6 protein-coding genes and 1 pseudogene are annotated in these 12,107 nt (G+C 45.0%); 5 read left to right on the top strand and 2 right to left on the bottom strand.

Annotated elements, in window-relative coordinates; genetic code table 11:
• The first annotated feature begins 41 nt into the window (after positions 1-41).
• From AB4167_RS07895 to tadA, 3 genes and pseudogenes are all read left to right on the top strand, one after another.
• Entirely contained in the window at positions 42-1,604 is a 1,563-nt protein-coding gene (locus AB4167_RS07895; protein WP_136982763.1) for an AbgT family transporter, read from the top strand.
• A gap of 214 nt (positions 1,605-1,818) precedes the next feature.
• Entirely contained in the window at positions 1,819-3,108 is a 1,290-nt protein-coding gene (locus AB4167_RS07890; RefSeq protein ID WP_136982764.1) for a hemolysin family protein, read from the top strand.
• Between the two features lie 86 nt (positions 3,109-3,194).
• Positions 3,195-3,799, top strand: a pseudogene (gene tadA, locus AB4167_RS07885) (tRNA adenosine(34) deaminase TadA).
• A gap of 67 nt (positions 3,800-3,866) precedes the next feature.
• Here the strand turns inward: tadA and AB4167_RS07880 are convergent.
• Both AB4167_RS07880 and mltF read right to left on the bottom strand, forming a co-directional pair.
• Positions 3,867-3,998: a hypothetical protein gene (locus AB4167_RS07880; protein WP_017059878.1), complete on the bottom strand. Its 132-nt coding sequence runs from the start codon at positions 3,996-3,998 to the stop codon at positions 3,867-3,869.
• Between the two features lie 316 nt (positions 3,999-4,314).
• The gene (mltF, locus tag AB4167_RS07875; protein ID WP_065584391.1) at positions 4,315-5,883 is read right to left on the bottom strand and encodes a membrane-bound lytic murein transglycosylase MltF; all 1,569 of its coding nucleotides are present in this window, start codon (positions 5,881-5,883) and stop codon (positions 4,315-4,317) included.
• 329 nt (positions 5,884-6,212) lie between these two features.
• Here mltF and purL point away from each other — a divergent pair, with 329 nt between their 5' ends.
• Positions 6,213-10,121 carry a phosphoribosylformylglycinamidine synthase gene (gene purL, locus AB4167_RS07870; RefSeq protein ID WP_136982766.1) on the top strand — a complete coding sequence of 1,303 codons (3,909 nt, stop codon included), beginning with the start codon at positions 6,213-6,215 and terminating at the stop codon, positions 10,119-10,121.
• Positions 10,122-10,932: 811 nt separating this feature from the next.
• Positions 10,933-11,883, top strand: a complete 951-nt coding sequence (locus AB4167_RS07865; protein WP_102320243.1) for a GGDEF domain-containing protein — start codon at positions 10,933-10,935, stop codon at positions 11,881-11,883.
• Positions 11,884-12,107 lie beyond the last annotated feature (224 nt).

The raw sequence follows: 12,107 nt of genomic DNA, 5'->3' as shown, positions 1-12,107 counted from the left end.
ATATTAGGCCTAAACAAAACAACATCACATATGGAGTTACAATGAGTAACCAAGCCGTAAAAAAAGCACCATCGACTGAGAAGATCAGTGGTATGGACCGCTTTCTAAACTTCATTGAACGCGCCGGCAACAAAATTCCAGATCCAGCAATCCTGTTCTTCTGGGCTCTAGTTATTGTATGGGTAGCATCTGCACTTTTATCGAATCTTTCATTCGACTTAATCAACCCTCAAACGGGTGCTGCTCTTGAAGTAAACAACCTACTAACTGGTGAAGCGCTTGCTAGCTTCCTAGCGAATATGGTTACCACGTTCACAGGCTTCGCACCTCTAGGCATCGTACTTGTTGCTATGCTAGGTGTTGGCGTTGCAGACTCTTCAGGCTTCATTACGACTGGCCTTAAGAAGATGCTTAACTTCACGCCAGCTAAGCTACTAACGCCGATGCTAATCTTGGTTGCTATCGTGTCTCACACAGCAGCTGATGCAGGTTACGTTCTAGTAATCCCTCTTGGCGGTATCATCTTCCACGCTGCGGGTCGTCACCCTCTAGCGGGTATTGCAGCAGCGTTTGCTGGTGTATCAGGTGGTTTCTCAGCGAACTTTATCCCTTCAGGTATTGATCCGCTACTAGCTGGTTTCACTCAAACAGCGGCAAACGTTCTTGACCCTGCATATGTGATCAACCCTCTAGCGAACATCTTCTTTACTGGTTTGTCTTCAATTCTAATTGTGGCAATTGGTTGGTACGTTACAGAGAAAATTATCGAGCCTCGTCTTGCTAATACGCCTGTAGATGAAGATGCAGAACAAGCACCTGATCTAGGTACGTTCACAGCCATTGAATCTAAAGCATTCAAATTCGCTGGTTGGGCTATGGTTGCAGGTATTGGTCTGCTTATCGCTGCTTTGGTTCCTGAAAACTCAGCACTTCGTTCGCCTGAAGGTGAACTAACGGCGTTCTCAGCACCAGTAATGAAGTCTATCGTTCCTCTGATCTTCATTCTGTTTATTATTCCGGGTATCGTCTACGGCCGTGTAGCGGGTACATTCAAGAATAGTAACGATGTTATCAAAGCGATGTCTGAGACAATGGCAACGATGGGCGCATACATTGTAATGTCGTTCTTCTGTGCTCAGTTCCTATCTGCATTCGCTCAATCAAACATCGGTACTATGCTGGCGCTTTACGGTGCTGAAGGCTTGAAAGCGATGGATCTTCCTGGTGAAGCAACGGTTGTTGGTATGATTCTACTAACGGCTGCAGTTAACCTTCTTGTAGGTTCTGCTTCAGCTAAGTGGGCACTGATCGGTCCTATCCTAGTTCCAATGCTAATGGTTGTGGGTATCTCTCCTGAGCTATCTCAAGCGGCTTACCGTGTAGGTGACTCAGTGTCTAACATCATCTCTCCACTAATGGTGTTCTTCCCACTGGTTGTTGTTTACTGTCAGCGCTACGTTAAGTCGACAGGTATCGGTACTCTAGCTTCTCTAATGATGCCATTCTCGATTGCGATGTTAATCGGTTGGTCTATCTTCTTGCTAGCTTACTGGGCTCTTGGTATCCCACTAGGTATCCAAGCACCTTACACTTACACAATGTAAGATTGAACTAAGCAAAACTAAGCTTTATTCATTGCTAAGCCCGCACCGAAATGTGCGGGCTTTTTTTCGCTATTTTTTCCGTTTTTTATATCCAAGGTTTTTATATCCAAAACTTTTTATATTCAAAACTTTCTATATCCCAAATAAACGCACTCAGCTTATACTCCGGATTACGGCTAATTGTTGGCCGGTAAATTTAGGAAATCCAAGCCACATGAAAATTCTGCTTTTAGTAGGGTTAATTGTTTTAAATGGTCTGTTTGCCATGTCTGAGATTGCATTGGTAGCAGCAAAAAATAGTCGGCTGAAACGCTTAGCCGAAAAACACCGCTCCGCTCAGGTTGCTCTTGATCTCAAAGAAAACCCAACCCGCTTCCTCTCTACAATCCAAATCGGTATCACGGTAATCGGCCTACTCAGCGGGATTGTGGGTGAGGCGACGCTATCGGCTCCACTAGCCGTTCAACTTGAACTGTGGGGACTAGACCCAACACAAGCGAACATCTTGTCTACTGCGGTTGTGGTGGTAGGTATTACTTATTTCGCTATCGTTGTCGGTGAGTTGGTACCAAAGCGTTTTGCTCAGTCTCAAGCTGAAAACATTGCTGTGTTAGTCGCGCTGCCAATCTTCTGGTTATCTAAAATCGCGACGCCGTTTGTGTTTGCGTTGTCGGCTTCAACGGAAGGTATTCTTAAGTTGATGGGCCGAGGCGGTGAAGAAGATAGCGTTACCGAAGATGATATCCATGCACTTGTGAAAGAGGGCTCAGAATCGGGTGTGATTGAACGCGGCGAACAAGAGATGATTCGTAATATCTTGCAGCTTGATGATCGTCTTGTGAGCTCATTGATGACTCCGCGTCGAGACATCGACTTTCTGGATGTCGACCAACCCGTTGAGCAGATATTAAAGAAACTGCGTTCATCAAAACACAGTGTGTTTCCATTGTGCCAAGATCACCTCAATAAAGTGGTGGGTACAGTGTCAGCCAAAGCCTTGCTGAATCAGGCGGGCAATCTAAGCATTCAAGTGATCATGGGGCTGTCTCGCTCGCCGATCTATGTTCCAGAATCGATGAAAGCTCTGCGTCTACTTGGCTACTTTAAAGAGTCGGGCACCGAGATGGCATTCATTGTCGACGAGTATGGCGATGTTCAAGGTCTTGTGACTCATTACGATATTCTTGAGGCGATTGCTGGCGAGCTATCGAATAATCCGAACGATCTTTGGACCGAGCAAGTGGAAGACGGTTTGTTGGTGGATGGATTGATTCCTATCAGTGAACTGAAAAACCGTTTAGAGCTATCGGATTTTGAGGGCGAAAGCGAGAGCTTCCAAACGCTGAATGGCCTTGTGGCATGGTTAATAGGGCGCTTACCGGATGCAGGCGAAGTTGTTCAATACCAGCAGTGGCAGTTTGAAATTATCTCTGTTGAGAACAATCGCATTGTGAGTATCAAAGCGACGCCAATAGCCGATGACATAGAAGACGCTAATAGCTAACAGTTCGACCAACCAGCAAGCGGCAATGGTTCATTGTCTGTTGTTGTCTATTACCTCTTTATTGTTCATTATCTCTAAGATTAGGTATGCTTCACCGCATACCTATTTTCGTTTTTATCCTTTGTTTCTGGAGTTCCCTTTGTCAGACCATCAATTCACCCCTCAAGATGAAATCTTCATGCGACGTGCCATCGAGGTGGCTACGCAAGCAGAGAGCGAGGGAGAGGTTCCTGTTGGTGCAGTATTAGTAAAAGATGGGGAGATTATCTCTGAAGGATGGAACCGTTCGATTGGCAGCCACGATGCTACGGCACACGCAGAAATTGAAACCTTGCGTAAAGCCGGTCAAACCTTAGAAAACTATCGGCTACTCGATACCACTTTATACGTTACGCTAGAGCCTTGCCCAATGTGCGCAGGTGCCTTGCTACACAGCCGAGTAAAGCGCATTGTGTTTGGTGCTCCAGACTTAAAAGCAGGCGCTGCAGGTACAGTGTTGAATTTGTTTGAAAGCCAGGCCTCATACCACTATGCCGACGTTAAACATGGTTTGTTAGAGGAAGAGTGCCGTGAGCAATTACAAGCGTTTTTCAAGCGTCGTAGAAAAGAGATAAAAGAGAAGCGAAAGCAAGAACGTCTGTTGGAAGAGCAGCGTTTAGAAGCAGAGATGAAGGCTGGCAATAAGAAATAGAAATAGTAGCGTACTTTCGGCACTCTCTATCGCAAGAGTGCCAAGCAAACTGACTGAGTAACTACATTTACTCAGCAATCATCTGCATGAAAGCGCGATTGCGCCAAATGATCTTCTTCTTATTATTTGAAAGCATACGCTTACGACGGTTTGCAGCAACGGTCTTATCAAGGCGTTTCGATTTCAGTTTCTTCATCATTTCAATGATTTCCTATTTGTCGTCTGACTTTTTAGTTTGGACTAACGATTTAATTATAGTGTTATTCGTTTGTTTGGCCTGTCGCACGCTTGGCTTAAATAGAAGAGCAGTTCTAGTCTAAAGCCAGCATTGCAGTGCAACAGAGCATAATCTTGATTGTGGTGTGCCGTTATAAGGTTCGATTGTTACTGCAATATGACACTCTAGATCTCATCATCATTTTCTTGCCTGCTTCCCTTATCCCTTAGTGACGAAAGAAGAGTCGAAAAAAGACAATAAAAAAGAGCAATGCTAGATGGCATTGCTCTTTTGGGTTTTACTGTGAAGGCTCAGAACTGCTTACTGTCGACTGAGCTGCGCTGATACTCGATTCAGCACCTGAGGTTTCTAAAGGTGGGATCACCACCAAACCTTCAAGGGTCGCTTCTTGTTCTTTATTGCGCTTATTTACATGGCCAATAATGCTTTGGTAATAACGGCGAATGTTTTCAACGTAGTTTCTCGCTTCATCACCACGCGCATACCCATATCGAGTTTGGCTGTAGTACTTCTTCTGTCTTAACAGAGGTAATCTGTCTTTCACATCGCCCCAAGCATCAGGATCTCCTCCTTGTGCCTTCGTGAGGCGACGCGCGTCCATCATGTGCCCGTAACCGACATTGTATGAAGCAAGTGCAAACCAGATCTTTTCGTGTTGAGTGATTGAATCTGGTACTCGGTTCACGATACGACGCAGGTACTCAACACCGCCTTGTACCGACTGGTTCGGGTCGAGACGGTTGGTTACCCCAACACTCTTCGCGGTGGGCAGTGTCAACATCATCATGCCACGAACACCCGTTGGTGAGCGCGCAACAGGGTTCCAGTGTGATTCTTGGTAGGCCAAAGCGGCAATCAAGCGCCAATCAAATTCTTGAGAGTACCTTTGAAATAGCGGCGACCATTTTGGCAACTTGCTGTCCAGTGCGCGGATAAAGGCACGAGTATCAACGTAGTCAAAAGTGCCGATGTGGCCGATGTATTTCTCTTCTAGTGAAGCCAGTTCACCAGACTGTTTTAGGTTACCGAAGAACTCAATCAACAGAGCATAAAGGCTTTCATCTTCAGACTTCTGCAAATACCAAGAGATAGGTTGGTCTTCTGTCAGTTCAAAAGCCAAAGCTACGTCTGGGTATAAACGTTGTGCCAGTGACAGCTCAATTGAGTCCGCAACCGTAAATAAGCGCTCGCCAGTCGATACTTCTTTGAGCAGGTCGTTGATATCAGCATTGCCGACCGCATCATAGATAAAGTCATCGTGTGTTTTCTGCAGCTGCTTTAGTGTTGGCTCAAAGTGTGAGTCTTTCACCACAACCAAAGATGGCGTTAATGTGTCAGTAGACGCCGCCTCTTCTGATTCAGTTTGTGCTTTAACAAAGTCAACCTGACGCTCATTCTCGAAATTGATCAGTTGTTCAAGGTTTCTCGGTCGCCACTGGCCTTTTTTGTATACGACCTGTTGGCTTACGTAGTAATAAGCAGGTGCGGCGCGATAAGCTCGTGTCAGTTTGTTGTTTTGCGTTAAGCCGGTCGCGATAAGATCGATTTCGCCTTTCTGCAGTGCAGGGAACAAGCCAGACAAACGGTAAGCGGGTTTAACCTCAAGCTTTACACCAAGCTCCTGCGCAAATTCACGAGCTAATTCGTAATCCAAGCCAGCAGGACCATCAGGACCGATGTAATAAGAGAGTTGGTTATTTAGGGTGCCGACACGAAGAACGCCACGATCTCGTATCTGCTCAAGGACACTTTTAGGTTCAGATTCAATCTGGCATCCAGCCAACCCAAATAGGGCGATGGCGAGCAGAAGGAACTTAGACGAAAAGATGAGCGTAAATTTAGGCATCAAAATGAAATCTCGAAAAGTGGAAGCTCCTTTATACCAAACCCCGCAAGGCTGGCAAAGCAGGTTTAATTAAACAGTTGTAAAAGTGGTGATAAATGCAGCAAAAGTACCATTTACGCAGAAAGATAAAAAAAATCACGCAAACGGTTGCTTTTGGTGTTACGTCACAAAAAGAAATGCTTTATAATGCGCTCGCATTGAAGAGGTGGGATCGGCATAGGTTTTTAAACCTTCGGGAATAGCTTCGAAGAAAACAGTTAGGTTTTTCCTTTAACCCACTGAATTTATTCCAATACTACCTTAATTAACTGCATAAGAGACGTAAGCACATGAGAATTTTGCGTGGCTCCCCAGCTCTATCTGAGTTTCGTGTTAACAAGCTTTTAGAGCTTTGTCGTGAATTAAGCTTACCTGTAACAGGTATTTACGCTGAGTTTGCCCACTTTGCTGATCTAACGGCAGACCTAGATGAGTCTGAAGTTGAGAAGCTAGAAAAGCTACTGACTTACGGTCCAACGATTGAAGAGCATGAACCTGAAGGTTTACTGCTGCTTGCAACGCCACGCCCAGGCACTATCTCGCCTTGGTCTTCAAAATCAACAGATATCGCACACAACTGCGGACTGGCTAAAGTGTCACGTCTAGAGCGCGGTACTGCTTTCTACATTGAAACCTCTGCTGAACTTTCTGAACTTCAACTTGTTGAGCTGAAAGCAATCCTGCACGACCGTATGATGGAAGTGGTTTTCACTGACTTCGAATCAGCGGCGGCACTATTTACCGTTGCTGAGCCTGCTCCTTATGCGGAAGTTGACCTACTAACTGGTGGACGTAAAGCGCTTGAAAAAGCAAACGTTACCCTAGGTCTTGCACTTGCAGAAGATGAGATTGATTACCTTCTTGAAAGCTTCACTGAGAAGCTAGGTCGTAACCCGACGGACATCGAGCTAATGATGTTTGCACAAGCGAACTCAGAGCACTGTCGTCATAAGATCTTTAACGCTGATTGGACTATCGATGGCGTTAAGCAAGAAAAATCATTGTTCAAGATGATTAAGAACACCTTTGAAACGACACCAGAACATGTTCTGTCTGCTTATAAAGATAACGCAGCGGTAATGACAGGTTCTGAAGTTGGTCGTTTCTTCCCAGATCCAGAAACTCGCCAGTACAGCTACCACCAAGAAAAAACACACATCTTGATGAAAGTTGAAACGCACAACCACCCAACGGCAATCTCACCGTGGCCAGGCGCATCGACAGGTTCAGGCGGTGAAATCCGTGATGAAGGCGCAACCGGTATTGGTGGTAAGCCAAAAGCGGGTCTTGTTGCTTTCTCTGTATCTAACCTTAAGATCCCGAACTTCGTTCAACCTTGGGAAACTGACTTTGGTAAGCCAAGCCGTATCGTTACTGCTCTGGATATCATGCTTGAAGGTCCTCTTGGTGGCGCGGCATTCAACAACGAATTTGGTCGTCCAAACCTACTTGGCTACTTCCGTACTTACGAAGAGAAAGTAAACTCTCACGCAGGTGAAGAAGTGCGTGGTTACCACAAACCAATCATGCTAGCTGGTGGTCTTGGCAACATCCGTGATGAGCACGTTCAGAAGAAAGAGATCCCGGTAGGTGCAAGCCTAATCGTTCTAGGTGGTCCTGCGATGAACATCGGCCTTGGCGGCGGTGCGGCATCTTCAATGGATTCTGGTTCTTCTTCTGAAGATCTTGATTTCGCTTCTGTACAACGTGAAAACCCAGAGATGGAGCGTCGTTGTCAGGAAGTTATCGACCGTTGTTGGCAGCTTGGTGATGCGAACCCAATCGCATTTATCCACGATGTGGGCGCGGGCGGTATCTCGAATGCTCTTCCTGAGCTAGTCGACGATGGCGAGCGTGGCGGTATCTTTAATCTACGTGACGTGCCAAACGATGAGCCGGGCATGAGCCCACTTGAGATCTGGTGTAACGAATCTCAAGAGCGTTATGTAATGGCGGTTGCTGATAAAGACATGGCAACGTTCGACGCGATTTGTAAGCGTGAACGTGCACCGTACGCAGTGGTTGGTAAAGCAACTGAAGAACGTGATCTGAAATTAGAAGATTCACACTTCGACAACACGCCAATCGACATGCCAATGGACATCCTATTAGGTAAAACACCTAAGATGCACCGTGACGCGAAAACGCTAAAAGCTAACAACCCTGCGATTGACCGTTCTGGCATCGAGATGAACGAAGCGGTTGACCGTGTTCTTCGCTTGCCAACAGTCGCTGAGAAAACATTCCTTATCACCATCGGTGACCGCTCGGTAACAGGCCTTGTAGCTCGTGACCAAATGGTTGGTCCATGGCAGGTTCCTGTTGCTAACTGCGCAGTAACAGCGGCAAGCTACGACTCTTACCACGGTGAGGCTATGTCTCTTGGTGAGCGTACGCCAGTGGCACTTCTAGACTTCGGCGCATCGGCTCGTCTAGCGGTTGGTGAAGCAATTACTAACATCGCAGCGACCAACATCGGCGATATCAAACACATTAAACTGTCGGCTAACTGGATGTCTCCAGCAGGTCACCCAGGTGAAGATGCAGGTCTTTACGAAGCGGTTAAAGCGGTTGGTGAAGAACTATGTCCAGCTCTGGGTCTAACTATCCCAGTGGGTAAAGACTCAATGTCGATGAAGACTAAGTGGGAAGAGAATGGCGAGCAGAAAGAAGTAACGTCTCCGCTATCTCTTGTTATCACTGCGTTTGCACGTGTTGAAGATGTTCGTAAGACGATTACTCCTCAGCTTCGCACTGACAAAGGTAATACAAGCCTAGTTCTTATCGACCTAGGTAACGGCAAAAACCGTATGGGTGCAACAGCACTTGCACAGGTTTACAAGCAGCTTGGTGACAAGCCAGCAGACGTAGACAACGCAGCGCAACTAAAAGGTTTCTACGAAGGCGTTCAAGCACTTGTAGCGAACGACCAAGTTGTCGCTTACCACGATAAAGGCGATGGTGGTCTATTCGTAACGCTAGCAGAAATGGCATTCGCAGGTCACTGTGGTGTTAATGCAAACATTGAAGCGTTAGGTGAAGACACGCTAGCAGCACTGTTCAACGAAGAGCTAGGTGCAGTAATCCAAGTCCGTAACGACGACCTAGACGCAGTACTTTCTACTCTTGCAGCTAACGGTCTAGAAGCATGTTCTCATGTGATTGGCAGCGTTGTTGGTGAAGGGGAAGCATCAGATGAACTAGTGATTAAGTCTGGCGAGTCTGTAGTGATTGAACGTAACCGTACTGAACTACGTACTATCTGGGCTGAGACAACGCACAAGATGCAAGGTCTGCGTGATAACCCAGTATGTGCTGACCAAGAACACGAAGCGAAGAAAGACAACTCGGACCCAGGTCTGAACGTGACACTGAGCTTTGACGTAAACGAAGACATCGCAGCGCCGTTCATCAACACAGGTGCTAAGCCTAAGATGGCGATTCTACGTGAGCAGGGTGTTAACTCTCACGTTGAAATGGCAGCAGCATTCGACCGTGCAGGCTTCGAAGCAACTGATATTCACATGAGCGACATCCTAACAGGTCAAGCGGTACTAGAAGAATACAACGGCCTTGTGGCATGTGGTGGCTTCTCTTACGGTGATGTACTAGGTGCTGGTGAAGGTTGGGCGAAGTCGGTTTTGTTTAATGACTCGACTCGTGACCAGTTTGAAAACTTCTTCAAGCGTGAAGATACCTTCTCTCTAGGTGTGTGTAACGGTTGTCAGATGCTGTCGAATCTACGTGAACTTATCCCAGGTGCGGAGTACTGGCCACGTTTCGTTCGCAACGAATCTGAGCGCTTTGAAGCACGTTTCAGCCTAGTAGAAGTTCAGAAGTCAGATTCTGTATTCTTCAACGGCATGGAAGGTTCTCGTATGCCAATCGCTGTTTCTCACGGTGAAGGCCGCGTAGAAGTACGTGATAACGACCACCTAAACGCGATTGAAAACTCAGGTACGGTTGCTCTACGTTACGTTGATAACAACGGTAACCAAACGCAGCAATACCCGAATAACCCGAATGGTTCGCCAAACGCTATCACAGGTTTAACAACGACTGACGGCCGCGTGACAATTATGATGCCTCACCCAGAGCGTGTATTCCGTACGGTTGCAAACTCTTGGTCTCCGGAAGGTTGGGGCGAGAATGGCGCTTGGATGCGTATGTTCCAAAACGCACGTAAGAACGTGGGTTAATTGAAAACGATTTAAACAGTGTTATCGGGACAATAACCACAAGCGCAGATCGAAAGGTCTGCGCTTTTTTTGGTGGTGAGTGTGGTGTAGGGATCACCGTATAGTGGATGTGTGTATAACAAACTTTTGGACAAAAGCTTGCTAGAGTTATTGTACTAGTCGATAGTAATACACATTAGATTTTGTAGGGGTAGTGAAGGAATCTAACGAATGCCCTCACTCCATTGACCATCACATGTGTTACCCGCAGTGGTTTAACCTTTTAATTTGTAGCCAAATTAACTATTTCACTACACCACGTCACAGACTATTGTAATATTTACATCACACCGCCAAAAAGAAAGTAACACGATGATTTAAAAAGAAAATCAAACAAGACTCCATAATGATACCCTTCCTTATACCCTGTAATTACTAAGATGCATAATATACAGGGGAATAGCATATTAAATACCACTATTTTAGGAAGCTACACTCTAAAACTATTTATGGTTACTTTTGAAGGCAGAGAACTCCAAACAACTGGTGGAATGTGACCGTAACAATTTACTCGCTAAGTCGCAATGGGGCACATTGCGAGATAGAAAATGTTGTTGGTTCACTCTAAATTAGTGGCCAAATTCACTTAGCCACAACAACTTGCTTAATTATACATATATCCACTATCAGTAGACCTAAAATACCAACTTCGATTGGCTTAGGTAATGAAGGTAGTGACTTGGTTTAGGTGGCCAAGTCAGCTATCTTTCATATTGACGGACAATTTAACGCTGACATTTTGTGAGCCCCCGAAAAATAAGAGAGCAGATATATGCAAAGTAATTTCCTCAGTCACTTCATGTCCTTATTATCTATTACTAGCGATTACATCTACTTTAAGGATATGAATTATAGGTTCATATTGTGCAGTCAGAACTTTGCAGAGCTTGTCGGGAAAAACTCATGGAGGGAACTTCACGATAAAGATGACTTTGATCTGTTTCCTCATGAACATGCATTAATGTATCGTAAGGAAGATGAGAAAATAATCGAAGGTCGAATACAGAAAACAACCTCAATCGAACCTTATACAGATAATGAGGGAAATGAGGGCTGGGTATCTACCTGTAAATGGCCTCTTTACAAAGATGGAGGAAGTGAGTTGATAGGAATGTTCGGTATTAGTCGTGATATTACTGAGCAAGTAAAGCTTCAAAAACTTCTTGACCTTAAGGAAAAAGAATTAGTTGAGGCAAATATAAAATTAAAGGAGCTTAGCGAGATTGATCCTTTGACAGGGCTATATAATCGTCGTATTTATTCAGCATATTTAAAAAAAATTTCAGCCTTAGCAATGCGATCTGGTGAGCCCTTGTCACTTCTGATTATAGATATTGATAATTTCAAAAACTACAATGATAATTATGGTCATGCTGCGGGGGATACAACGCTAAAGATAATTTCTAGCCAATTAAGAAAAAATGTGTATAGAGATTCTGATCTACTAGTAAGGTATGGTGGAGAAGAGTTTGTGGCTGTATTGCCCAATACTAACCTCCGTGATGCAAAATATGTCGCAGAAAGAATAAGAAAAAATATACAAGCTGAAGCAATGACTCATGAATACTCTACCGATGCAGGTGTTGTCACGGTAAGTATTGGCATTTCTACTATCAAAGGAAAAGTTATTGATACCGATAACTTGTTTTTACAAGCTGACAATTCCCTTTATAAGGCTAAAACATCGGGAAGGAATAGGTGTGAAGCCTTTTGTTGTGGCTAAGTAATGTTGGCCACTAATTTATAGTTCCTAGGGCGCTTTGGGGCGAAAGCGATTTAGCTAATTACTATCACGTTAGGCTAAATAATCTCTTTAACTGATAGTGTAGTGGATTAGCAAATTTGGTTAGATAGTTAGAGTTCTAGGCATGAAAAAAAGTAAGTCAAATGATGCTTTAGTGAAGAGTTTGTTCAATCGGTCGAAACATGATGTATGGAATCCACTCC

It is taken from the genome of Vibrio sp. 10N.286.49.E11 (assembly GCF_041469505.1).
GTDB lineage: Bacteria > Pseudomonadota > Gammaproteobacteria > Enterobacterales > Vibrionaceae > Vibrio > Vibrio crassostreae_C.
Note: the sequence above shows the minus strand (reverse complement) of the source record. Positions and strands in the feature narration are given on the sequence as shown.

Excerpts from the sequence above, each read along its gene's own strand:
- AB4167_RS07895 (WP_136982763.1), top strand. The coding sequence starts at position 42 with ATGAGTAACCAAGCCGTAAAAAAAGCACCATCGACTGAGAAGATCAGT.
- AB4167_RS07890 (WP_136982764.1), top strand. The coding sequence starts at position 1,819 with ATGAAAATTCTGCTTTTAGTAGGGTTAATTGTTTTAAATGGTCTGTTT.
- AB4167_RS07880 (WP_017059878.1), bottom strand. The coding sequence starts at position 3,998 with ATGATGAAGAAACTGAAATCGAAACGCCTTGATAAGACCGTTGCTGCA.
- mltF (WP_065584391.1), bottom strand. The coding sequence starts at position 5,883 with ATGCCTAAATTTACGCTCATCTTTTCGTCTAAGTTCCTTCTGCTCGCC.
- purL (WP_136982766.1), top strand. The coding sequence starts at position 6,213 with ATGAGAATTTTGCGTGGCTCCCCAGCTCTATCTGAGTTTCGTGTTAAC.
- AB4167_RS07865 (WP_102320243.1), top strand. The coding sequence starts at position 10,933 with ATGCAAAGTAATTTCCTCAGTCACTTCATGTCCTTATTATCTATTACT.